We start from the raw sequence: 24,042 nt of genomic DNA, 5'->3' as shown, positions 1-24,042 counted from the left end.
AGACATTTCAGTCCTCCCACTTATCCTTAAGCTTTTCAAGGCTGCATCCAACTCAATCCAGCGTTTAACTTCCTGATTTATACATCAAACAAGCAGCATCCATCAACCCTGCCTCCTATCATTAAAGATGTAACTGCTTCTTCCAGTCACTCCTATATATATAGGTGTTGGAAATAAGGTCACCAGAGAAAGGTTAACTGGTAGATTCTGGTTAAGTCTGAACACTCACGGTATTCTGTTTTGCCCTGTTCTCAGCAAAATTGCCCTGAAAACGCTCTTCTTATTAAGTTCTGCTAGAATTGTAGCTCATTCTTTGCGCTTTAGGTGTGGGCTTCTTTGGATTTTGTTAAAAAAGGTTCTACCTTTGCCCCTTCGAACCAAAAAATCATTTTTTTCAAATGACTTTAAAAAATTACGAAGTACTCTACATCATGACCCCGTTGTTGAACGAGGCTCAGATGCAGGAGACGGTCGAGAAGTTCAGACAGGTGCTTAAGGAAAATGGCGCCGACATTATCCATGAGGAGAACTGGGGCCTAAAAAAACTGGCGTACCCAATTCAGAAGAAAAACACTGGTTTCTATCACCTCGTGGAATTCCAAGGTCCATCTACCATTGTGGATCAGTTAGAGCTGGCGTTCCGTCGTGACGAGAAAATCATCCGCTTCTTAACTACTGCCCTGGATAAGCACGCTGTTGCTTACAACGAGCGCCGTAGAAACGGAGAGTTTAAATCATCTAAAAAGGAGGCACAAGCGTCATGAGTTTAGTTAACGAAAAAGTACACAAGCAAGACACGCGCAAAAAATACTGCCGTTTCAAGAAAAACGGAATCCAGTACATTGATTACAAAGACGGTAACTTCTTATTGAAGTTTGTGAACGAGCAAGGCAAACTGTTGCCACGTCGTTTAACTGGAACCAGCTTGAAGTTCCAGCGCCGTGTTTCTCAGGCCGTTGCCAGAGCACGCCACTTGGCTATTTTGCCTTACGTAACGGATTCTTTAAAATAAGGAGGTAAAACGAGATGGAAGTTATTCTGAAAGATGACGTTAAAGGCGTAGGCTACAAAAACGATATCGTTACCGTAAAGCCTGGCTATGGCCGTAACTATTTGATTCCTCAAGGCTTAGCTGAAATGGCTACTCCTTCTGCCCGTAAAGTTGTAGCTGAAAACATTCGTCAGGCTGCACACAAAGCAGAGAAAATCCAGAAAGATGCTCAGGAACTGGCTAACCGTATTGGTGACACTGTTCTTGAAATCCCTGCGAAAGCCGGTGAGAGCGGTAGAATCTTTGGTGCAGTAACTACTCTGCAGGTTTCTGAGGCTCTGAAAGCTTTAGGGTACGATGTAGACCGCAAGCGCATTGATTTTGACCAGGAGGTGAAATCTTTGGGCGAGTACACTGCTACCTTGAACCTGCACAAAGAAGTGAAGCACCAAGTACGCTTCAACGTAGTAGCTGCTTAATTGTAGCTGGTACTTATATCAAGAAAACATCCTGCTGTAACCCGGCAGGATGTTTTTGTTTTAGCCCTGCCCTATTCCGCTCGTCTCATCAAGCGCTATCCTGCTTTCGTGTTTTAACAGTGTTTCCTGAAAAGCAGCCGAAAATCAGCTTTGCCCCACAGCTTGAAAACAAAAAGTTCTAAATTCCGTTCTCGGTAGGGTTTTACCAGGAAGATCTGCCTATCTTAGGGTTAATTGGTAAAGTACACATTCACCAGACCTATGTTGCCCTACCCAGTAGTTATCTTTGATTTTGACGGCACGCTCTGCGCTACAGAAAATGCCATTCTTTATACCTTTCAGCAGGCGTTTGAACAAAAAGGCATTGTGCCTCCTTCAGAAGACACCATCAAACAGGCCATTGGCACAGGTGGCAATCTGTCTGAGATGCTGCCTCTGCTTTATCCGCCGCTGCAAAGCAGAGACAGTAACCAGGAATTAGAAGAATGGGTGCTGCATTACCGGCACATCTATGACACAGACGGTGGCCGCCTAACCACTTTGTTCCAGGGAGCTGAGGAACTTCTCCCCTATCTCAAAAGCCTGGGCATTTCCTGTGTGGTTATCAGCAACAAAGGACAACGGGCCATTGAGGATGCTCTCGCCAGATTTAACCTGCGGGAGTATTTTGAACTGATCATTGGCGACAACCCCAGCCTTCCGCTCAAGAAGAAGCCGCATCCCATGGCGTTTCATGAAGTGATCCAACCTAAATACCCGCACCTGGCAGCGTCTCAGGTCTTGATGGTAGGCGATACCGATGCAGATTTGGCTTTCGCGAACAATGCCGGGCTTTCTTCCTGTTGGGCAGCGTACGGTTACGGAGCAAAAGACGTTTGCCTGGCGGCTGATCCTACTTTTACCATTCACTCCCTGGCACAACTGCAGCCCATTGTAACCCCAGCCACGTTACAAGTATAAAGAGTAGCTTTGCTTTCTATTTACTCTTCTAGCCATGCTGTTTCGTACCGAATTACAGGTTCCTGCCGCGCCTATGCTTATCTCCAGAACCGGGGGCATCTATACCATGGGCTCGTGCTTTGCCGAGGTAATGGGCCGGAAACTGGAGCAGGTAAAAGCGAAGGTTCTGGTGAACCCGTTTGGCACTATCTTTAATCCGCTCTCCATCCATAAACTGCTGCGGGCCGCCATCACTCAGGAATATGCAATTCTGGAGGAAGGACTGGTAGACCAAAACGGTCTTTGGTATCATTTTGATTTCCATTCTTCTTTCTCGCACCAGAGCAAAGAAGTTCTGCTACAAACCCTAAAAAACCAAGTTGATCAGGCACACCAGTTCCTACATCAGGCAGAAACGGTCATGCTCACCTGGGGCACTTCTTTTGTTTATGAGCGTAAAGATACCGGGTCTTTGGTAGCTAACTGCCATAAAGTGCCGCAAAAGGCTTTTTATAAGCGTCTGTTATCCTTAGAAGAAATTGTGCAAGACACACGCCAAACCTTGCAGCTGTTACAAAGCCAGTTCCCTAAGGTACAGGTGATTTTAACCGTAAGCCCGGTGCGCCATATCAAAGACACGCTTCCGCTGAACAGCGTGAGTAAAAGCCTATTAAGGGTAGCCACCCACCAAGCTCTGGAGCTTCATCCTCACATCACCTACTTTCCGGCTTACGAGTTGCTGTTAGACGACTTGCGGGATTACCGGTTTTACGGACCTGATCTGATCCATCCCTCCGAAATGGCAGAGGAATACATCTGGAAAAAATTCATTGACTCTTACGCCGATCCGTACTTCAAGGAGTTTCTGCCCCGTTGGAATGAAATTCAGCGTGAACTGGCGCATAGACCTTTCCAGCCTGATAGCCCGGCCCATCAGCAATTCCTGCAACGGCTCCTGCAAAAGCTTCAGGCTTTGGCTACGGATACCGATGTAGAAGCCGAAATTGCTACCGTTCAGCGCCAGTTGCGTATGCATTGATACTGTTTTCAGCCTCTTTCCCTGAAAAGAAGCCTGAAACAGCCTGTTACTTACCTATTGAAACTATGGAAAAAAAGCCCAACCGCCTTGCGCAGGAATCCAGCCCGTATCTGTTACAGCACGCCTACAACCCGGTAGATTGGTACCCGTGGGGGCCTGAGGCTCTGCAGAAAGCCAAAGAAGAGCAGAAGCCTATTTTGGTGAGCATCGGTTACGCAGCCTGCCACTGGTGCCACGTGATGGAACACCAATCGTTTGAGAACGAGCAGATTGCTGAGGTGATGAACAAATACTTTGTCTGCATCAAGGTAGACCGCGAAGAACGACCCGATGTGGACCAGGTATACATGGATGCCCTCACTGCGATGGGCGTACAAGGCGGTTGGCCCCTGAATGTTTTCCTCAACCCCGATGCCAAACCCTTCTACGGGGGTACCTATTTCCCGCCGCAGAATTGGGTGCAATTGCTCCAGAGCATCGCGGAAGCGTACCGGAAAAGTCGGGCCGAGCTGGACAAATCCGCCGATCAATTTGCCGAGCACCTGAACCAGAGCGAACTGGCCAAGTACGGGCTGCAGAAAAGCAATCCAGACTTCAACCCGGTGGCGTTTGAGCAGATGTTTCAGCGCCTGAAAAGCCGTTTTGACCTGAAACGGGGCGGCACCACCGGAGCCCCCAAATTCCCAATGACCAGCATCTGGCGTTTTCTGCTGCGCTATTACCACCATAGCCAGGATCTAACTGCGCTGGAACAGGTAAACCTCACCCTGGAAGAAATAGCTTTTGGCGGTATTTACGACCAGGTAGGCGGAGGTTTCGCGCGGTATTCGGTGGACGAGGAATGGCTGGTGCCGCACTTTGAGAAAATGCTGTATGACAACGGGCAACTAATTAGCCTGTATTCTGAGGCCTATCAAGTGACCCGCAGTGAATTGTACAAACAGGTGGTGCAGGAGACCATTGCCTTTGTGGAGCGCGAACTCATGAGCCCCGAAGGCGGCTTCTACTCCTCCCTGGATGCCGACAGTGAAGGCGTGGAAGGAAAGTTCTATGTTTTCACCCAGGAAGAGCTGCAAGAGGCCTTAGGCGAAGACGCAGAACTAGCCAGCAAATACTACAATACCAATCCAGAAGGAAACTGGGAGCACGGGGTAAACATACTGCACCGGCGCCAAACCGATGAAGCGTTTGCGGCTGACCAAGGACTGACCCTGGAAGAACTGCAGGAACACGTGCAGAATTGGAAAGATACTTTGCTGCAGGTACGGGCAGAACGGGTGCGCCCAGGATTGGATGATAAGATCCTCACGTCCTGGAACGCGCTCATGCTGATCGGTCTTACGGATGCGTACAAGGCTTTCGGGGAACCCAGAATGCTGGAACTAGCCTGCACCAATGCTAACTTCCTGTTGAACAATCTAAAGCAAGGCACCCAGCTCTTCCATAACTACAAAAAAGGCAAAGCCACTATTGACGGTTTCCTGGAAGACTACGCCCTGCTCATCCAGGCTTTCATTGGCATGTACCAGGCTACTTTTGAGGAGAATTGGCTAAAAGAGGCTAAAAAACTAACCGAGCATACCCTCACCCATTTTTTTGACCCACAGGAAGATCTCTTTTACTTTACCAGCACCGCCGGAGAGCAGTTGATTGCCAAGAAAAAAGAAATTTTTGACAATGTGATTCCGGCTTCTAATTCTGTAATGGCCATGAATCTGCATTTCCTGGGGCACTATTTTGACAAGGAACGCTATGTGCAGCTCTCAGAGAAAATGCTCTCCAAAGTTCGGGATCTGGTGGTACAGGAGCCTTCGCACCTGGCAAACTGGGCAAGTTTATATTTCCTGAAACTGAAACCAACCGCCGAGATTGCCATTGTGGGTCCAGACGTGCATTCGTTCCGGGGGCTAGTACAGCAGCATTTCCTGCCAAACGCTATATTAGCGGGTCGCAAAGAAGAAGGTGAGTCCATCCTGCCGCTTTTAGAAGACCGTACTGCCCAGGGCGGCCAGACCACCCTGTACGTCTGCTACAATAAGGCCTGCCAGTTGCCGGTACAATCTGTGGCCGAAGCTTTGGAACAAGTTACCGTTATCTAAATGGATCTATGTAAAAAATCCAAAATATAGCTCCTACATCTCTTTTTAGTTTACTTTTTCAAAAAGTTTAGTACAATAAAAAGAACTTGCTTGGGTTTAGGAATGAACTTGTAACTTTTGGTTTCAGGACAGAACTGGGTTAGGTAATTTACTGTTGCACACGCAGAAACTAAACCTATTTCATACGTGAAGAAGTTATTCATCTTAGGCGGTCTCTGGCTTGCCTGCGCAGCATCTACCTACGCCCAGAACGGAGACGGTTATTGGAAAAGATTACAGAGAACTCACCCAGAAACCACCCTTGAGGCGCTGGAAAGAAACTCTCCCGCGGTTTCTCAGGCTCCCTCTGGCCTCACTGATTTTAATGCCTGCCGTTTGTCTCTGGTCTACGCCGGTAAAACCCGCAACATCACCATGGAGAACATCCAGCTGATGAAGGAGAAAGGCTTTAAACCGGGCAACATCCGGCAGTACCGCAAAGAAGTGCTTTTCAAGGCCGCCGACAAAGAGGTTTGGTTACCGGTAAAAGCTTCATTGGCCGACCAATTGCAGATTGAAGTGCGCGAAACAGAACCAGTGATTCTGTACACCACCGTACTGAAGGACAACGATCCGCAGGAGAAGCAAATGACATTATTGGTAGAAGACTACCAAGTGAAACAGGTGAAGTAAGGAAAGCTTCCGTTTCCGGGCTGTTTTTCCGAACTTTGGGGTAAACTGCCTGCTTTGACTCCTGAATTAGAATTCCATATTCCTGAAGATGACGTCTCTGAACGGGTTACCCTGTTCGCAGACGTCATTTTACCTTTACCCCTGCCCAAACTCTACACGTACCGCGTTCCTTTCCAGATGAGCGATGAGGTGTTGGTGGGTGCCCGCGTGCTGGTGCAGTTTGGCTCCAAACGGGTCCTGAGCTGCATAGTGGCCCGCGTGCATGAACAGCCGCCCAAAGAGTACCAGGCTAAGTACATTCTGGAGGTAATTGATGAAAAGCCGGTGGTCACTGGCCCGCAGCTCCGGCTTTTCATGTGGATGGCCGAATACTACCTCTGTACCCTGGGAGAAGTCATCAATGCGGCTCTCCCCTCGGCGCTGAAACTTAGCAGCGAGTCTAAAATCCAGCTGCACCCGCAGTTCAACGAGGAAACCAACGAATGGCCGCTCACCAGCCATGAAGAGAAAATCATCTTCGCGCTGCGCCAGAAACAGCACCTCACGTTTACAGAAGTAGGCCAACTGCTGCAACTCACCAGTTTCCATAAGATCATCAAATCGCTGCTCCTCAAAGAGATTATCATCATTTATGAGGAAATAGCCGAGAAATACGCGCCCAAAGTGGTGAAGAAAGTGCGTTTGGCCCCGCAGTTCACCACCGATGAAGAAACCCTGGAGGAGCTTTTCAACCAGTTGGCCGCCAAGCCTAAACAGTTAGATGTGTTGCTAAAGTACGTGCAAATCACCCCTATTCTGCACAATCTGGCCACCAACCAGGAGGGCGTAGAGAAAAATCTGCTTACCTCCAACCCTCATCTTTCCCTCTCGGCCATCAATACCTTGCTGAAGAACGGGGTGCTGGAGCAGTTTGACATGGTGGTGAGCCGTTTCCCGGAGGCCGAGGGCCGGGGCCCTTACCTTACCATGGAGCTTTCCGCTGCCCAAACCCAGGCCCGGGACCAGGTGTTAGAGCTGTTCGGGGAGAAGAACACGGTTTTGCTGCACGGCATTACTGGTAGCGGCAAGACCGAGATCTACATTGACCTGATCCAGAAAGCCGTGGAAGCGGGTGGCCAGGTGCTCTATTTACTACCCGAAATCGCACTGACGGCCCAGATTGTGATCCGCCTGAAACGGGTCTTTGGCGATAGATTGGGCGTGTACCATTCCAAATTCTCTGACAATGAGCGCGTAGAGGTCTGGAACGGCATCCTTTCCGGTCGGTTCCAGGTGGTGGTGGGCGTGCGTTCCTCGGTGTTCCTGCCGTTTCATTCGCTGTCGTTGATCATCGTGGACGAAGAACACGAACCTTCCTACAAGCAGCACGAGCCTGCCCCGCGCTACAACGCCCGCGAGGTAGCCCTCATGATGGCGCAGTTCCACGGAGCCAGAACCCTGCTGGGCTCGGCTACGCCCTCGGTAGAGACCTATTACCATTGCCAACAAGGCCGCTGGGGCCTGGTGAACCTGCACGTGCGCTACGGCGAGGCTACGCTGCCCCAGGTAGAACTGGTAGATACCCGCCAGGAAAGCCTGCGCAAGAACATGCTCAGCCACTTTTCCCAACGGCTGGTTCATGACATTGAAGACACGCTGCACCGCCACGAGCAGGTAATCCTGTTCCAGAACCGTAGGGGCTACGCTCCTTTTATTGACTGTAATGACTGCGCCTGGATTCCCAAATGCCGGCATTGCGCGGTGAGTTTATCTTACCACAAATTCTCCAACGAGCTGCGCTGCCACTACTGCGGTTACACTGAGAAGAAGCCCAATGATTGCCCGGCCTGCGGCTCTACCATGCTGAAAACCGTAGGCTTCGGCACTGAGAAGATTGAAGACGAACTGAAGCTGATCTTACCCGATGCCCGTATCCAGCGCATGGACCTGGATACCACCAAACGCAAAAACAGCCACCAGCAAATCATAGAGGATTTTGAACAGCAGCGCACCGACATTCTGGTGGGCACCCAAATGGTGACCAAGGGGCTGGACTTTGAACACGTGAGTCTGGTAGGCATCCTGAGCGCCGACAGCATCATCCATTTCCCCGATTTCAGGGCGCATGAGCGGGCGTACCAGTTGTTTGTGCAGGTAAGCGGCAGAGCGGGCCGAAAAGGCAACAAAGGGAAGGTATTGATCCAGACGGCCAATCCTAACCAAGTCATTTTCCAGCGGGTGATAGAGAACGATTACCTGGGTCTTTACGAACAGGAAATTGCCGAGCGCCGTAAGTTCCGGTATCCGCCCTTTGTGCGTATTATCCGGCTCACGGTAAAACACCCCGAGGCGAAACCCTGCGAAGCTGCAGCTATCACCCTAGCCCGGGACCTGGTAGATAGATTAGGCAGAAGTGGCGTTTTGGGTCCTGAAGCCCCACATATCTTCAAAATCAGGAACCAATACTTACAGGAGATTCACGTGAAATTAGACCGGGATAGCGGGAACCTGCGAGATTCAAAGGCTCAGATTTACGATGCTGCCCAAGCGCTGCTCCAGAACAAAGACTTCAAGAATCTGCGGGTAGTCATTGACGTTGATCCGTCTTAAGGTACCTTCTGCTTTTGCACCGCTTCTCTTAGCAATTCAAAAGGGGCTGTTTTAGGCTTGTTCTCTCAAAAACAGGCATAAAACAGCCCCTTCTTCCTTTCTATCCTTCTCCAAGACAACCAGATACTGTGAGCTTGCGCAACATGTAGCTCAGGCTTTAAAGAACTAAGGTACGCACCTGCTTAGGGCATGCAATCTTCCCTGAAAACTGGAGCCTTTTTTCTAAACGTAGGGTCAAAACTGCCAACGCAAGGCATTTGGATAAATTTCACAAAAAATTTACGTCTTCTTCATCCCTTAAAAGTTCCGCCTCGGCTGTGCTTTTTTCGGCTTCATACTGGTTTTAAGCCTTTTAACAAACCATTAACATACAACTAAGCAACGTATTGCCCAAATTTGCATCTATATAATCAAAAGGGCTACTCCAAAATCGGACAAATGCTCCTAAGAATGTTTAAAAAACTTAACCATAAAAAAATTATGAAAACTCGCTTAACCTCCGCTTTCTTTTCAGTTTGTTTCCTTTTCAGCCTGGCTCCTGCCTTCGCCGGAACAAACCACAATGGACCTTCCACCCGCTCTCCAAAAGTGTTCCACCATGTACTGAAAACTACTGACCTGCGCATCATGTCTTTGGAGCTGGCTCCCGGTGAATTCCTGGATTTCCACGCTTCACCTGAGCAGGAGGCTTATGCAGCAACTTCTGGTACCCTGCGCATGGTAACCACAGACGGACAAGAGAAAATTGTAAACGTTAAAGCCGGCGACCGGTTGTGGATGGACCTTACCCGCTACAAAAACTGGAATACCGGTACCAAAGCCATGAAAATAATGTTGCTGGAGAAGCCAGCCGATGTTGTGGAAAAAAAATCTGAAATTTCTTTGTACTCGCTTAAACCTTAAGGTTTTGGCTCCGTAAAATCAGATACATTCACACTCTATTTCTGCTTAAAAGTAGTCTACTGCTATCCGCTTGCGCTCTGGGATAGACTGCTTTTAAGCAATTTTTTTGCCCCAACTGCAAAGCCATTCCAAACGGGATGGCTATTGAATTTTTTTGAGTGTTCTTTTCTTCGGCGGGAAAGCGCTTCCATTTCAGTCCCTTCATTTCCGGTTCACTCCCTCTTTTTCAGGGTTCAGTCAGGAAAAGGCCTACTTCCTCTCTTTTGCGTTGCCAACCCTAAGAAGTCGCTGCATATTTGTATCGTCAAGCAGGCAGAAAGAGGTTGAGTCGCCTGGAAAGAGCAAGATTCCCCAACCGCTGTTTGACCGCTGATTCAGTTCAGCCCTTCAAAAGAATTTAGGTTTTGTTTGTTAGTTTGGTGTAAGGGGCCCGGTCTTTCCGGGCTTTTTCATTTATAGGCCTTTCTAATGGCAAAAGCCTTTTCACCTGTTTCAGCAAAACCAAACCATAAACGGGAAACCCTTTTGGAGCAGGAGAACCCTCTCAAATTTTAGGTTTGGTTCTGCTTCAGTTTCACAGAAGTGTCCTTTGCTCCCTTGCCCATGCAACCTATCCGTGTTCAGTCTTTTCACTCAGACATTCTGGGTGTAGGTAGTTCCCGGTTCATCGGGCAAAATCACTTTTGGGTAGCTGGTTTTCGGGCAAAGTCAATTTCAACCTTTGGGATTATGTTTAACAATTTTCGGGCGAAACCGGCTTTTTTTCTTCTTTGGGTAGAACCTGCAAAGCTTTTATAGGTAGAACTGACACTTTTTTTCATCCTTTTTCAGGAATTTCCAGATTTTGGGTTCTCCGTTTCAGGGCGGGTTTATCCGGTTTCATCCCCGCTTTACCCATTTCACTCCACCTTTATCGGGGTTCAGTCAGAAAAAGGCCTGCTTCTTCTTGTTTGGGTTGTGGACGGGGCAAAGTCGCTGCATATTTGTATCACTAAACGCAACCACGGCACCTGATTCCCTCTCAGATTGCTGTCCCCCAAGCAGGTTGGTTTAGTTATTTAGGTTTGTTTAAAAGTTTTGTTTGTTAGTTTGGTGTAAGGGGCCCGGTTATTCCGGGCTTTTTCATTTATAGGCCTTTCCTAACCCAAGGCTTCCGTTTCAGAGGTATTTTCTGGAAATTAGGCCCAAAGCTGCTTTCTTACCCCAAGCCTATGCAATGGATAAAACTTTTTGAGAGTGAGGCCCAGGCCAAAGCCCAGATTTCGCAAACCAAGGCGAAGGCCTATGTGGTTCAAGGCCAGGAAATCTGTATTGCGCATACGCCGGCGGGGCTTTTTGCCGTGGAAAACGTCTGCCCTCACTTGGGCGATGCCCTGAGCCGCGGCACCACCAATTACCTCAACGAGATCATCTGCCCCTGGCACAGCTACCGGTTCCATCTGGTCACGGGCGAGGAATGCAAAGGCCGAACTCGTCCCTTGAAACGCTTTCCGCTGGAGATCAGGGAAGACGGCGTTTACGTGCAGTTTCCGGAAAGTGAACCGAAAACCTAAGCTTCTGCTCCGCAATAGCCAGCACGCAACACACCTTTGCTGCTTACCACTCTTATTTTCAGGCTCTTATTGCAAAAGCAGGCGGTAAATGGAAATTCCAGGTTTATTGCTGTACGGGAACCAGCCGGTAAATCACGCCCGGGTTCTCAACGGCGATGTACACGAAGCCATCGGGGCTCTGGCGCACATCCCGTACCCGACCAATGTCTTTCAGCAGGCGCTCTTCTCTTACAATTCTGTTGCCGTCTACTTCCAGACGGCTTAAGAACTTAAAGCTCAAAGAACCCACCAGCAAGTCTCCTTCCCAGCCTTTGTATTTGTCTGACGTAATGAACGCCATGCCCGAGGGCGCGATAGAAGGCACCCAGAAGTGGATAGGATCCGTGACGCCGGCTTTCTGCTTTAGGTCAGAGATCTTGGAGCCGTTGTAATCAATGCCATAGGTGACATCGGCCCAGCCGTAATTGGCGCCTTTCTTTACAATGTTCACCTCGTCGCCGCCTTTTGGGCCGTGTTCGTGCAGCCACATCTCGCCGGTAGACGGGTTTAGCGCCATTCCCTGGGCATTTCGGTTCCCGAAGGTGTAAATAGACGCCATGGCTCCTTCTTTGTTCACAAACGGGTTATCTGCGGGAATTGAGCCATCTTCTTTGATGCGGTGGGTTTTGCCGGCGTGCACGCTCAGGTTCTGCGGATTCACTTTGGTGCCGCCCCGGTCGCCCATGGTGAAATAGAGATAGCCATCGCGGCCAAACTCCATCCGGCTGCCGTAGTGGTGGCGGGTACGGGCGTAAGGCTGGGCTTCAAAGATCACGTTCTGGTCTGTTAAATTGTTGCCGTCCAGTTTGGCGCGCATAATGGCCGTGGTGGAAAGCGTCTGCCCTCCCTCCTTCTTCACCGCCGAGTAAGACAGGAAAACAACATTGTTCTTCTTGAAATCTGGGTGGAGTTCTACATCCAGTAATCCGCCCTGCCCTTGGGCCAGTACCTCTGGGGCTCCCTCCACTTTCTGTAGCTGTCTATCTTTGGTGAGGCGGTACAAAGTGCCAGAGCGCTCGGTTACCAGCATGTCGCCGTTGGGCAGAAACGCCATGCCCCAGGGCACGTCCAAGCCTGTGATTACGGTATCCAGCTGAAAGCTGACTTTCTCTGACTGGTGCACGGCGGCATTCTGTTTCTGGGCTGGTTTTCCTTTTTGCCGCACAATCCCTTCCCTGATGAAGCCTACTAATTGCTGGATCTCTTGGTCTGAGAACGTGGTGGCGTACGCCGGCATGCCCTGCTCGGGGTACCCGTGTTTGATTCCTTTAAACAGCGCCTCGGGGGAGTCGCCGTGCTGCCATTTGCGGTTCACGAAGGTCTCCAGTTCCCGGCCGTGGCATCCGCCGCAGTAATTCACGTAGTTGTTTCTGGCGGAGGCTAGTTGAGCTTCGGTCAGTTGCTGGGTTCCGGTTATCTCTGCTCCCATCTGTTTTGAGGCAGAAGAGTTCTTCTTCGTACAAGCCGAGAAGATGGAAGTGCCAATGAGCAAAGAGGCCGCAAATGGAAGAGAAAGGCGCATAGGTTCTGGATTAGCTTTTACTAACGTACTTAAATATATCGAAAATAGATGTACTACGGTTGGCCTATGCTTCTTCCGTTTTCAAGCTATTCACAGGAAAACAGCCCTAAAACAGGAACGCCCGCTAAAAGCGGGCGTTCCTGTTGATCTTGTAAAGCAATGCACTTACTGGCCTACCATAAACACGGCATTCCCGAAAAGCAATTTACCGCCTTGCCAGAAAGCTCTGAATAACGGATTGTCTACTAAGTACACCACCTGGCCGCGGCCCAGTTCCTGAACGCCTAATACCAAGCCGTTTTGCAGGTTGCTGCTCACTTTAGCCCCCACAAAGCCGGTGGCAGGTGCCTCTTCTCTTATATAGCCCACATTCCAGCCGTCTTTCAGGAACTGAGGCAGAGTGCTGGTTCTGATCAGGGCCGGATAAGTAGCTCCGTAGCCAAATGCCAGCGGATGCGTGTTGTCCAGGTTAATTCTGAAGATACTGCCCTGCACTTCCTCTGAAATTGACTCGCGCTCCCGGTCGCCGTATTTCTTCAGGTCATCAGCTGAAGCGCCTTTCTTGGAGTTAGTGGTATCGGCTGCCTTCTTCTTTACCGCGAAGTCTGGTTTATCTGCCAGGAAGGTCACGGCGCTTTCCATGGCAATCAGTCTTCCGCCGGCTCTTACCCAGTCTTTTACTTTGTTCAGGGTTCTCTCCTCCAGAATACGGCCGTAAGAACCGGTGGGCAGAATCAGGACATCAAACTCGTGCAAAGGCACGTTGGCCAGGTAATCGCCTCCCAACACTGTTACTGGGTAGCCAATCTGCTGTTCAAAGTAGTGCCAGATTTCGCCAAAGCCGTACGGAGAAACGCCCTCACCGGTCACCAACGCTACCCGCGGCGCTTTCACGTACCTTATGCTTCTGGACCCGAAATCAGCGCCTGAGCTTACAAAACCGGTGGTGGTAGAGGCTAGTTGGATGCCCAAAGAATCGGCGGCACGGGTCACAATCTGGTCAAATCTGGCACCCAGGCTCTCGTTACCGGTACGCGTGATGATGAGGGTACCCGGGGCATATTTTTCTTTGTTCTGCTCAAACGGCACCTCTGAGTAACGAACCCGCACTTTGGCTTTAAGCAATGCGGCCATGAACTTCAGGTCCTGCACACCGTTCCAACGCGCGATATAAGCATAAGCACCTGGAGTAGCGGCGTTCTGCGGGGTGGCTGCGGCAGGTTTAGCATCGGTCATGGAAATCCGGTTAGTAAACGCGGCTCCTTTCAGGCCATAGGCGTACGGCAAAGACCAGGCGGTGATGTCATAGGTCACGGAGTCTTCCAGCCGGGCAAACGGCTCAAACAGCACGTTCAGCAAAGTAGATTTTGGTTGGTAAGCACTGATCACCAGGTCGCCGTTTTCATATTTGACAGACTCTGTTTTGCCGGTCTGGTAGTTGAAGCCTTTGCTGCTGCCTGCTCCTTTGGCGTAGCCGTAACGGATCTGCTGACGGTCCAGGTAATCGGTTAGTTCTTTGATGCGGCCTTCTTCGCCTTTCACCTTGAACACGTAGCTGCGGTACGTGCCGAAAGGCTTTGTTTGGGCATCGGCGTAGAACTTCCTGAACTCTCTCACCACCTGGTCTACCTTATCTGAGATGGCTTCTACGGTGGCTAAACTGGCGGCATGGTGGTGGGCAATGCGCTGGCTCAGGGTTAAGCTGTCTCCGTCTGATTTCTGAATCACTACCCCGGCGCGGCCAGAACCGCCTTGCTCGTACGTCATGGCAATGGCTCCCTGGTAAGTAGGCCAGGTATCGCCGTAGCTTGGGTAGAATAAGTCAAAGCTCTCGCGGGTGAAATACAGCCAGTTGTTCTTGTCAAAGTACTTGCGGTTGTACTCGCCCATGATGCCCTGGAACTCGCGCTGCCATGGCGTGATGGCGTCATGGTAAGGCTTGGCCGAGGGGGCAAAGTAATAGGGGTTATCAACGGCCTGCTCGTGGAAATCGGCGTGCAGTTGGGGCATCCACTGGCTGTAAACCACTGCTCGTTGTTTGGATTCAATCTGCGTTTGCCAAGCCCAGTCGCGGTTCAGGTCAAAGTAGTAGTGGTTGGGGCGTCCGCCGGGCCAGGGCTCCTGGTGCTCCCACGCCCACGGCGAGGCATTGGGTACTTGGTTGCGGACGCGGTTGTACCATTGGGCATAGCGGTCGCGGCCATCGGGGTTTACGCAAGGGTCAATCAACACTACGGTATTCTCCAGCCATTTCTGGGTCTGGGCATTGTTAGGGTTCAGCAAGTCATATAACACCTGCATCACCGCCTCAGAGCTTACTGATTCGTTTCCGTGGATATTATAGCTGAGCCACACAATGGCCGGTTGCTTTCCGCCGGTGGGCTGGCCGCTCATCAGGCCGGTATTCTTGAGGTTATTAGTTCTGATCTCCTCCAGGCGCTGCATGTTGGCGGGTGAGGAAATGGTAGCCAGCAACAACGGTCTTTTCTCATATGTATGGCCGTAGGTCTGCAACTGCATCTTGGTTGGGTTCTGACTGGCCAGGTACCGCACGTAGTCTACAATGCGGCCATGAAAAGTAAACTGGTCTCCAAGCCTGTAACCCAGAAACTGTTCGGGAGTCTGCAGGGTGTTTTGCGCCTGACCTGGTGAGGCCATGAAAACTGCCATAATCCACAAAAGCCAGGGCAGTTTCTTCTTTAAAGAGGTGTTCAAAGACATTATTCTTATTGTTCAAACTGAATGAAGGTAAAGATATAGGTTCTTACCTAAAGTTTAACATAAACCAGGGAGAACGGTCCTTTGGGTTTAAAGCAGGAAAATAAGCCAGAAAATAGGGGTACTCGCGGCAACGCCTGTCTTACCCATGCCCTGAATGACCACAGGCCAACAAGCCAATAGGGGAATTTATAAAATCAATAAAGATTCAAGCCAGGTAATTGCCTTAGAAACACCTCCTATCTATTCTCTAATTCAAGAGCAAATCACTTCCTTTTAACCTACTATTATTCACTTCATTAATAGCTTAACACAGGCTAATTATTTGTTTTAATAAATCAAACTATTCAGCAACTAATTCATTTAATCATCTAAACAAAAGCTCATCTAAGTATGTTTTTTTTATTTCAATACACAAGCATCAAATACCTTTAGCGTCTTATACAAAACCACCTACTTGGCTCTACCTGAGGCAGAAATAAGGGTTTACGACCTAAACAATCATTCAATCTCAGCTACACCCCCAGTAATTCAATGTATCTACACCTAAAAATAACCACTTTTTTTCCAGAATTAAATAGGGGTTAAATAGAGACTTCATGTCTAGGTATTAGAAACAAATTAAAGCAAACTCACTATTCACTAATTCTTAACCCAACCACTATCACCATGAAATTAACTAAGTTATTTTCTTTGTTTTTTGCTTGCTCATTATTGGTATTCAGCTCTTGTACTGACGATGAAGAAACAGGTCCAATTACCGGAAACAAAACCTGTAAACCGGTAAAAGTAACGGATGAGGACGGTGTTACAGCCATCACGTACAACAACGACAAAATCAGTTCATTTTCTAACGAGGAGTTTGGAACCGTAGCAGTTAGTTACCATAGCTCTGGAAATAAAGCGGGCAAACTGTCTAAACTGACTTTCTCCGCCGGTGAAGAGGGCGACGGTAGCCTTGAATATGTATATGATGAGCAAGGCAAACTGATCGGGACAGTTTTCGCCTCAGAATCAGAAGAATTCATGGGTGCCGCCATGGTATCTGAATTTGAATACACCGGAAACCGTATCTCTAAAACCACCCGCGCTTTAGCTTTCCCATCAGAAGAAGAAGGCGGAGAGCCAATGGTTGTTCCTTTCGGTCACACCACTTATGAATATGATTCTAAGGGTAATGTTACCCGGGTGAGAGAGTATATGGACAACCCGATGACGGAAGAAGATGAGTCAAACGAAGTGAAAGCCACTGTAGAGTACACCTATGACTCTAAAACCAGCACAATGGCAATCCTGGAAGCTATGTTCATAGGTATGCCAGGCATCAATCCGGCCGGTGTAAACAACGTGTTAACAGCGGTACATAAAGATGGGGCAACAGTTAACAAGAACCTTTCTTACTCTAATGCCTACGTGTTCAATGAAAATGGGTATGCCACCAAAACCACGCAGACAACCCAGAACGGAGCCGTAACGGTAACCAACATTGAGTACAGCTGCAACTAATAGCAACATGCTCTAAAGCAAAGAAAGGCCTGAATAAACGGGCCTTTCTTTTTGCCAACATCTCTGTTTAAGGGCTTGATTTCTTATAACAGCTCCAAAACAGAATCAATGCTCTAATTACTGGAAAAACCAGTCGGGCTCCCTTTACCAAACACCCACCTTTAATAGAAGTAGTGCCTGCCCTTTACCTCAGTGGGCACAATAAAGCCTTCTTCCATCCACTATTCCTTAGCACTTTATGAAAATCAATAGAATAGCTCTTTTTCTAGCCAGCGCCTTATTCTTGGCTACTTCCTGTGATGAAGATGAAAAAGACACAGATCCAAAACCAATTGCTCAGACTTGCTCCCTCACCAAAGCAACCGAAGGGCAGCAAATCACTAACCTAACCTACTCAGCAGATAAACTCGCCAGCTTTACCGCGGGCTCCCAAACCGCCACAATTGTGTACAATCCGGCCGGGAAGCCTAGTAAGCTAACCTATTCAGGAAGTAGTAACGAGGTGGTGTATACCTACGACACGCAAGGGAAACTAACGTCCATGAGCGTTTCTGAAGCAGCGGAAGGTGGGGTAAGAATGCTCTCCACGCAGTATGAATACACCAATAATCAGATCACGAAAGCTACAAACAGTGTTTACTTCCGGCCATCCTCCGGACCGTCTACTATACCTATGCCAAGAGGGTACACTACGTACAACTATGATGCGAAAGGAAATATAACAGTAGTAAAGGAGTACAACGCTCAGAACAGCTTAGTGTCTACCACAGAGAAATCTGACTATGATGATAAAGTGAACCCTGGCAGCCTCCTTCACTCCCTGTTTGGCCCGGCAAGCCCTAACAATCCCCGTACAGAGGTTAAAAAAGATGCAGCAGGCAACGTTGACAAGGCGGCATCTTTCACAAATGTCTATACCTACAATGCAAGCGGATATCCTTCCAAAGTAGAAAAAACCAATCAGAACGGAGTAAAGAGCGTAACTGTCTTTGATTACAGCTGTAAATAGCCTGTACCAAGCTTACCCACAAAAGCCCGGCACCACCGGGCTTTTGTGTTTTTACAACCCTACATTGCTTTGCAGTTTTAGTCGAACTTCTTCCTTTTGCCAGTGAAGGCATAACCCAAAGGCAGAACTCTGCCCTCGGCAGTTTTTAGCTTATTTTCAGGAAATCAGGCAGAAAACTGCCACAATCCTCAATTCATCTTAGGCATTGAAAGCTTTGCGCGCTTTCACTACCTTTACTCATGGCAAACGGGTTTCTACGCTTTGATTTGTATGCGGCTCTTCTGCTGGCCGGAACGGTACAGGGCTTCTTTCTGTCCGTCCTTTTCATTTCCAAAAGACCTCACCAACAACCGTTTTTACAGCTTCTGTTAGCCGCCTGGACGTTTCTGCTGTCTTGCGCGTTGCTGGAGATCTTTCTTTGCTACTCCGGCCTCATGTTCCATACGCTGGCGCTGGTAGATTTTTCTGAGCCCACCAATTTTGCGGTAGGGCCGCTCACCTATCTGCTGCTCAGAAGCTTTACGGGCTGTTCCTGGACCAGGCGGCAATGGTGGCATCTGGCTCCGTTCGGGTTTTACCTGGTATACCACATTCCGTTTCTATTGCAGCCCGAGGCGTTCAAATACCAGGCCTACCTGCATGCCTACTTCCCTAATCAGCTGGCCAACGTTGCCCGCCAAGCCGCCTCATTTGACTTTGATCCGCTCCACCTTACCGAATGGGTCAATGAACTCACGCTGGCGCACATCACCTTGTATGTGGTTTTTTCCGTGGTGTTCATGCGGAAGCAACCGCAGGTTTCCCCGGCCCCGTTCCAGGCCTGGGCTAAGTTGCTTCTGTGGTTCTTCATTGGCATAACGGGGCTGTTCATAGCGGTAAAGCTCCTGTTCCAGGAAGACCTGGGCGATCATTTTATGGCGGTTTTTATCACGGGCCAGTTTTTCTACTTCACCTATAAAATGCTGAGCGGGGCCGCTTTTTTTCAGCCGGTGGCGCAAGAAAACACAGTGTCTTTGGTGAAGTACGAGAAATCTACCATGACCCAGGAAACCAAAGATGCCCTCCTGGAGAAACTGAAAGCCGCCGAGGAAGCCAGATTCTACACCCAAACCTCGGCCTCGTTACCCGCCCTGGCCAAACAGCTCCACACCACGCCACATTACCTTTCCCAGCTCCTGAACGAGTGCCTGGGCAAAAGTTTCTTTGAATACCTGGCCGAGTTGCGCGTGGAAGAGGCAAAGTCAATCTTGTTGAACCAGCCGCACCTGAAAGTGGAAGAAGTAGCCGAGCTGAGTGGCTATTTATCCAAGTCTGCGTTTATGGCCGCTTTTAAGAAAACCACCGGACAAACGCCCGGGCAATACCGCAAAAACGGCCAGCCGCTTAGTACTACTTTATAAGATAGCACTCCGTACTTATAGGCAAATTCCGCGTTTTCAGCCTTTCCTGGTCACATTTGCTCAAAAACAAACGACTATGGAAAACCTCATCAAAACACGCCGGTATGAATTTGACTGGCTACGGGTGCTGGCGTTTAGCCTCCTCATTTTCTACCATACGGGTATGTTCTTCGTGGCCTGGGAGTGGCACCTCAAGAACAATCAACTCAGCGAAGCCCTGGAACTGCCCATGCAGTTCATGAGCCAGTGGCGCATGTCGCTTATCTTTCTGGTATCGGGGGTGGGCGTGTATTATGCCTTAGGCTATCGGCCGGCGGGTACCTTCACCAAAGACCGCCTGAAAAGGATTCTGTTGCCCCTGGTGATTGGGATGCTGGTAGTGGTGCCGCCCCAGGTGTACTTTGAACGGTTGACCCAAGGTTTTCAGGGCAACTACTTCCAGTTCTTCCCTTCCATTTTCGAGTTTGAACCATATCCTGAGGGGAACTTTAGCTGGCACCACCTCTGGTATCTGGCGTACGTGCTGTGTTATAGCCTGCTGCTGTTGCCCGTGCTACTGTACCTCCGCAAGACCCAGATCCAGGAAACGGCCGGCAAACTTTGGTTGCTGCTGGTGGCTCCGGCTTTGTGGCTTTCTGTAGGGGCAGTGTTGCTGAACAACAGGTTTCCAGCTACCAATGCCTTGCTAGACGACTGGGCCAATCACTTCCTGTACATTACCATGTTCCTGTTCGGGTTTCTGCTCATGAAATTGCCCCAGCTACAGCAGAAGATCAAGGAAGTGCGCTTTGGAAATCTGGTTTTGGCTGTTTCTGCGTTCAGTTTGCTGCTTTTCTTTATGCATGACCGGGAGTTTGAGGACCTTTCCCAAACGCAGCAGGCAATGTACTTCGTCCTCAAATCCTGTAACCGGTGGTTCTGGCTGATGACCATTCTAGGGTTTGCCATGACGCACCTTAGCTTTAAAGGGAAGTACCTGGCGCAGGCCAATGAGATGGTGTATCCGTTTTACATTCTGCACCAGACGGTGATTGTGGCGCTGGCATTTTACCTGCGTGATCTGGATTGGGCCATTTTCCCCAAATTCGCCCTGATTTCCGGCGGTACGTTTGCCATATGCTTTCTTCTGGTTAGGTACGTGATCATGCCGGTCAACTGGCTTCGGGTTCCGTTTGGGTTAGCGCCCAGGAAGCCAGCAGTTCCGGCCATGTCTCCGGTAGCGGTGGAGCAAAAAGAGTCAGGTAAGGCAGTAGTGGGGGCTGGTTTCTAATACCTTGGCTTATTTGAATTTGGCCTCTGAGCGGGAAATGGCTAATTTCCCGCTCCAACCTATTCAAACAAACCGCATATGAAATCAATCCGTTGGCAGTGGCTGCTGCTGGTCCTGTTCTGGACTTCGCTGACTGCCACTGCCCAGACCCTCTCTGACTCGGCGTACATCCGGCAGAACTACACCAAAACCGAGCACCAGGTACCCATGCGCGATGGCGTGAAGCTTTACACCATTGTGTACGCGCCCAAAAACAAAAGCCAGAAGTACCCTATCATGCTCAACCGCACGCCTTACTCGGTGGGGCCGTACGGCGAGGATAAATACAAAACCAGCATCGGGCCGTCTTCAGACATGCTCCGCGAAGGCTACATTTTTGCCTACCAGGATGTGCGCGGCAAGTTCATGAGCGAGGGTGAGTTCATCAACATGAAGCCCATCATTGCCCAGAAAGGCAAAAAAGACGTGGACGAAAGCACCGATTCCTATGACGCCATTGCCTGGCTGGTGAAAAACGTGCCCAATAACAACGGCCGCGTGGGACAGTGGGGTATCTCCTACCCTGGTTACTACACCACCGTGGGTCTGTTGAGCAACCACCCAGCCCTGAAAGCCGCCTCGCCGCAGGCCCCGGTCACCGATTGGTTCTGGGACGATTTCCACCACCACGGCGCGTTTTTCCTGCCGCACGCTTTTAACTTCCTGGCCAGTTTTGGGCAACCGCGGCCACAGCCTTCGCCTACTGGTGCGCCCCGGTTCAACCACGGTACGCCAGACGGTTATGACTTCTTCCTGCGCATGGGCCCGTTGAGCAACGCCAACGCGCTGTACTTTAAGAACAATGTGGCTTTCTGGAACCAGATGATGGAACATCCCAACTATGATTCTTTCTGGCAAGCCATGAACATCCGTCCGCACCTGAAAAACATTAAACCGGCGGTAATGGTGGTAGGTGGCTGGTTTGATGCCGAGAACCTGTTCGGGGCGCTGGAAACCTACAAAACCATTGAGAAAAACAACCCGAAAACCTACAACACCCTGGTGATGGGTCCGTGGTTCCACGGCGGCTGGGCGCGTTCTACGGGCGAAAACCTGGGCAAAGTCTCTTTCCGCCAGAACACTTCTGAGTTCTACCGGCCTAACATTGAAGCCAGGTTCTTCCGCCACTACCTGAAAGAAAACAGCAAAGGCAAACCAAAACTCCCTGAGGCCTACATGTTCAACACGGGTGCTAACCAGTGGCGTGAGTTTGCGGCCTGGCCACCAAAAAATACGCAGGAGCGCATGCTGTACTTCGGGGAAAACGGAAAACTCAGCTTTGAGAAACCCACCGGAACCGGCTTTGACGAGTTCATCAGCGATCCCAACAAACCCGTGCCGTTCTCTGAGGAGACCACCGTGGGCATGACCCGCGAGTACATGACCGATGACCAGCGTTTCGCCAGCCGTCGCCCCGATGTGCTGACCTACCAAACCGATGTGCTGACCGAGGACATCACCCTGGCCGGCGAGATCCTGAGTACGCTCAACGTGTCTACCACCGGCTCAGACGCCGATTGGGTAGTGAAACTGATAGACGTGCACCCAGACACCGCCCGCCAGAATGCTCATAACCCATCCACCGTGAAAATGGGCGGGTACCAGCAAATGGTGCGCAGCGAGGTGTTAAGGGGCCGTTTCCGGAACAGCTACGAGAAACCCGAGGCCTTTACCCCTAACCAGGTAACGGCCGTGAATGTACCGTTGCAGGATGTGCTGCACACCTTCAAAAAAGGCCACCGCATCATGGTACAGGTACAAAGCACCTGGTTCCCGCTGGTAGACCGCAATCCGCAGAAGTTTGTGCCCAACATCTACCAGGCCAAAGCCGAAGACTTCCAGAAAGCCACCCACCGCGTGTACCACAGTGCCCAGCAACCTTCTTACATAAAGGTAAAAGTGCTCTAGCAGGTTATTCCTTCAGAAAACAGCAAGGCCGCTCCTAACAAGAGCGGCCTTGCTGTTTTAGGGCTGTTTATTTAAAAGGAACCTCAAAACAGAATGAGCTCAACACGGCATGCCAACTACTTTTTTATTGCCTCTCTTCGTTCCGTTTCATCTATCCTGTTGAAGCGCACTATAGGACATTAAAGGGCAAGCCCGCAACATCCACCACTACTTCTTCATGAACTGAAGATGAAGTTTTCTTCACTTTCATTGCAGAACAGAAAAAAACCAGGGGCTCTATTTCTGATTCATTTCGGCCAAAATGAGCTAGAAACAGGCTTTTCACCCTTTACCAGAAAAAATTTCGAAAAAAAATTTACATGAAGCGGTTTCTTCATCTTCTCTTCATCTTGACAGGATAGTTTTGACGCAGTAATCATTTAAAACCACCCGGAATATGAAAAAATTGACTTTTGTTATCGCCGCTCTGTTAGTGTCTGCCGCTTCATTTGCCCAAACTACCACTGCTACGGGTACTCAGAAAACCACTGCAAAGGCCAACCACGGCCAAACGGTTAGCACCGCTGCTCACAGCACCCTCAATGCCAATGTTACCACCGATGTATCTGCCAAAGGCGAAGCAGTGAGCGAAGTAGCCAAAGCCAAAAAGGCGCAGGTACAGGAGCAGAAAGAGGCTGCCAAAGCCCGCAAAGAAGAACTGAAAGAAGAAGTAAAGGCGCAGAAACAGAAAGCCGAGGATGCTACCGCCCAGACAAGCGCAGAAGCCCAGGTAAAAACCAAAGCCGAGATAGAGCAAGCCAAGGAAAAGAAAAGAGAACTCAAGGAAGCCGCCGCTCAAACCAGAGCCGAGGCAAAGGTTAAAGCCGATGCCGACCTGGAAGCGTCAAAACCTGAATTAGAATCGCATGGCGAAAGAGTAAGCGCCGTAGCCAAGAGCACCGTAGAGACGGGCAAAGAGAAAGGCCAATTGGTAAAAGAGGCTGCTTCTGAGAAACGCAAAGCCAGAGCCGGCCGGGTGCAAACCCAATCAGGCGCAACCGTGAAAGCCAACGCTTCTGCCGCCCGCAAAACCAAAGTCACCACCGGCCTTTCAACCAAAGGAATAAGACCGGTAAAAGTGAACGCCGGTGCCAACCTAAAAGTGGGTGGCAAATAAGACTATAAACTACTTGCCGTCTCTGCTAAGCAGAGGCGGCTACTTCACTCACCTTCCTTAACACAAAACCACTATGAAATTTATTATCAGCGTCTGCTTTATCATGAATTGGCTGCTGGCCACCTCAGCTCCTGCCTTTGGGGTAAGTAAACAAAGATTACAACTTCCCATAGTGTCTGGAACCAACCGGTAACCAAACGTCTTACTACTA

General features: G+C 49.7%; 18 protein-coding genes. 16 read left to right on the top strand and 2 right to left on the bottom strand.

Annotated elements, in window-relative coordinates:
- Window positions 1-398: 398 nt before the first annotated feature.
- From rpsF to JT719_RS21730, 10 genes are all read left to right on the top strand, one after another.
- A complete protein-coding gene (rpsF, locus tag JT719_RS21775) occupies window positions 399-764 on the top strand; it encodes a 30S ribosomal protein S6 (RefSeq protein WP_207435866.1) in 366 nt (121 codons plus the stop codon).
- Window positions 761-1,012 carry a 30S ribosomal protein S18 gene (rpsR, locus tag JT719_RS21770; RefSeq protein ID WP_205503025.1) on the top strand — a complete coding sequence of 84 codons (252 nt, stop codon included), beginning with the start codon at window positions 761-763 and terminating at the stop codon, window positions 1,010-1,012. The genes rpsF and rpsR overlap by 4 nt, the downstream gene beginning before the upstream one ends.
- A 14-nt stretch (window positions 1,013-1,026) precedes the next feature.
- Window positions 1,027-1,470 carry a 50S ribosomal protein L9 gene (gene rplI / locus JT719_RS21765; protein WP_207435865.1) on the top strand — a complete coding sequence of 148 codons (444 nt, stop codon included), beginning with the start codon at window positions 1,027-1,029 and terminating at the stop codon, window positions 1,468-1,470.
- A gap of 261 nt (window positions 1,471-1,731) precedes the next feature.
- Window positions 1,732-2,430 (top strand): HAD family hydrolase, encoded by a 699-nt coding sequence (locus JT719_RS21760; RefSeq protein WP_207435864.1) that lies wholly within the window; start codon window positions 1,732-1,734, stop codon window positions 2,428-2,430.
- A 34-nt stretch (window positions 2,431-2,464) separates the two neighbouring features.
- Entirely contained in the window at window positions 2,465-3,448 is a 984-nt protein-coding gene (locus JT719_RS21755; RefSeq protein WP_207435863.1) for a GSCFA domain-containing protein, read from the top strand.
- Between the two features lie 65 nt (window positions 3,449-3,513).
- Window positions 3,514-5,547 (top strand): thioredoxin domain-containing protein, encoded by a 2,034-nt coding sequence (locus JT719_RS21750; RefSeq protein WP_207435862.1) that lies wholly within the window; start codon window positions 3,514-3,516, stop codon window positions 5,545-5,547.
- A 186-nt stretch (window positions 5,548-5,733) separates the two neighbouring features.
- Window positions 5,734-6,219, top strand: coding sequence for a hypothetical protein (locus tag JT719_RS21745; protein WP_207435861.1), 486 nt, complete (start codon window positions 5,734-5,736; stop codon window positions 6,217-6,219).
- A gap of 54 nt (window positions 6,220-6,273) precedes the next feature.
- Entirely contained in the window at window positions 6,274-8,808 is a 2,535-nt protein-coding gene (gene priA / locus JT719_RS21740) for a replication restart helicase PriA (RefSeq protein ID WP_242693397.1), read from the top strand.
- A gap of 480 nt (window positions 8,809-9,288) precedes the next feature.
- Window positions 9,289-9,711: a cupin domain-containing protein gene (locus JT719_RS21735; protein ID WP_207435860.1), complete on the top strand. Its 423-nt coding sequence runs from the start codon at window positions 9,289-9,291 to the stop codon at window positions 9,709-9,711.
- 1,211 nt (window positions 9,712-10,922) lie between these two features.
- Entirely contained in the window at window positions 10,923-11,264 is a 342-nt protein-coding gene (locus tag JT719_RS21730; protein WP_207435859.1) for a Rieske (2Fe-2S) protein, read from the top strand.
- Between the two features lie 103 nt (window positions 11,265-11,367).
- Here JT719_RS21730 and JT719_RS21725 read toward each other — a convergent pair whose 3' ends face one another.
- Window positions 11,368-12,825: a PQQ-dependent sugar dehydrogenase gene (locus JT719_RS21725; protein ID WP_242693396.1), complete on the bottom strand. Its 1,458-nt coding sequence runs from the start codon at window positions 12,823-12,825 to the stop codon at window positions 11,368-11,370.
- Window positions 12,826-12,990: 165 nt separating this feature from the next.
- A complete protein-coding gene (locus tag JT719_RS21720; RefSeq protein WP_207435858.1) occupies window positions 12,991-15,546 on the bottom strand; it encodes a M14 family metallopeptidase in 2,556 nt (851 codons plus the stop codon).
- 666 nt (window positions 15,547-16,212) lie between these two features.
- Here JT719_RS21720 and JT719_RS21715 point away from each other — a divergent pair.
- The 6 genes from JT719_RS21715 (at window position 16,213) to JT719_RS21690 (ending at window position 23,831) form a co-directional block, all read left to right on the top strand.
- A complete protein-coding gene (locus JT719_RS21715) occupies window positions 16,213-17,049 on the top strand; it encodes a hypothetical protein (RefSeq protein ID WP_207435857.1) in 837 nt (278 codons plus the stop codon).
- Window positions 17,050-17,287: 238 nt separating this feature from the next.
- Window positions 17,288-18,058: a hypothetical protein gene (locus JT719_RS21710; RefSeq protein ID WP_207435856.1), complete on the top strand. Its 771-nt coding sequence runs from the start codon at window positions 17,288-17,290 to the stop codon at window positions 18,056-18,058.
- A gap of 239 nt (window positions 18,059-18,297) precedes the next feature.
- Window positions 18,298-19,458: a helix-turn-helix domain-containing protein gene (locus JT719_RS21705; RefSeq protein WP_207435855.1), complete on the top strand. Its 1,161-nt coding sequence runs from the start codon at window positions 18,298-18,300 to the stop codon at window positions 19,456-19,458.
- Window positions 19,459-19,534: 76 nt separating this feature from the next.
- On the top strand, window positions 19,535-20,728 hold the full coding sequence (locus JT719_RS21700; RefSeq protein ID WP_207435854.1) for an acyltransferase family protein: 1,194 nt from the start codon (window positions 19,535-19,537) through the stop codon (window positions 20,726-20,728).
- Between the two features lie 78 nt (window positions 20,729-20,806).
- Window positions 20,807-22,675 (top strand): CocE/NonD family hydrolase, encoded by a 1,869-nt coding sequence (locus JT719_RS21695; protein WP_207435853.1) that lies wholly within the window; start codon window positions 20,807-20,809, stop codon window positions 22,673-22,675.
- A 436-nt stretch (window positions 22,676-23,111) separates the two neighbouring features.
- Window positions 23,112-23,831, top strand: a complete 720-nt coding sequence (locus tag JT719_RS21690; protein WP_207435852.1) for a hypothetical protein — start codon at window positions 23,112-23,114, stop codon at window positions 23,829-23,831.
- The last annotated feature ends 211 nt before the right edge of the window (window positions 23,832-24,042 follow it).

Origin of the sequence: Sabulibacter ruber (assembly GCF_017355955.1) — a bacterium.
Lineage (GTDB): Bacteria > Bacteroidota > Bacteroidia > Cytophagales > Hymenobacteraceae > Nibribacter > Nibribacter ruber_A.
The sequence above is the reverse complement of the archived record's forward strand: the minus strand, read 5'-3'. Positions and strand labels throughout refer to the sequence as shown.

Coding starts and splice junctions, on each gene's coding strand:
- rpsF (WP_207435866.1), top strand. CDS start 399: ATGACTTTAAAAAATTACGAAGTACTCTACATCATGACCCCGTTGTTG.
- rpsR (WP_205503025.1), top strand. CDS start 761: ATGAGTTTAGTTAACGAAAAAGTACACAAGCAAGACACGCGCAAAAAA.
- rplI (WP_207435865.1), top strand. CDS start 1,027: ATGGAAGTTATTCTGAAAGATGACGTTAAAGGCGTAGGCTACAAAAAC.
- JT719_RS21760 (WP_207435864.1), top strand. CDS start 1,732: ATGTTGCCCTACCCAGTAGTTATCTTTGATTTTGACGGCACGCTCTGC.
- JT719_RS21755 (WP_207435863.1), top strand. CDS start 2,465: ATGCTGTTTCGTACCGAATTACAGGTTCCTGCCGCGCCTATGCTTATC.
- JT719_RS21750 (WP_207435862.1), top strand. CDS start 3,514: ATGGAAAAAAAGCCCAACCGCCTTGCGCAGGAATCCAGCCCGTATCTG.
- JT719_RS21735 (WP_207435860.1), top strand. CDS start 9,289: ATGAAAACTCGCTTAACCTCCGCTTTCTTTTCAGTTTGTTTCCTTTTC.
- JT719_RS21730 (WP_207435859.1), top strand. CDS start 10,923: ATGCAATGGATAAAACTTTTTGAGAGTGAGGCCCAGGCCAAAGCCCAG.
- JT719_RS21725 (WP_242693396.1), bottom strand. CDS start 12,825: ATGCGCCTTTCTCTTCCATTTGCGGCCTCTTTGCTCATTGGCACTTCC.
- JT719_RS21720 (WP_207435858.1), bottom strand. CDS start 15,546: ATGTCTTTGAACACCTCTTTAAAGAAGAAACTGCCCTGGCTTTTGTGG.
- JT719_RS21715 (WP_207435857.1), top strand. CDS start 16,213: ATGAAATTAACTAAGTTATTTTCTTTGTTTTTTGCTTGCTCATTATTG.
- JT719_RS21710 (WP_207435856.1), top strand. CDS start 17,288: ATGAAAATCAATAGAATAGCTCTTTTTCTAGCCAGCGCCTTATTCTTG.
- JT719_RS21705 (WP_207435855.1), top strand. CDS start 18,298: ATGGCAAACGGGTTTCTACGCTTTGATTTGTATGCGGCTCTTCTGCTG.
- JT719_RS21700 (WP_207435854.1), top strand. CDS start 19,535: ATGGAAAACCTCATCAAAACACGCCGGTATGAATTTGACTGGCTACGG.
- JT719_RS21695 (WP_207435853.1), top strand. CDS start 20,807: ATGAAATCAATCCGTTGGCAGTGGCTGCTGCTGGTCCTGTTCTGGACT.
- JT719_RS21690 (WP_207435852.1), top strand. CDS start 23,112: ATGAAAAAATTGACTTTTGTTATCGCCGCTCTGTTAGTGTCTGCCGCT.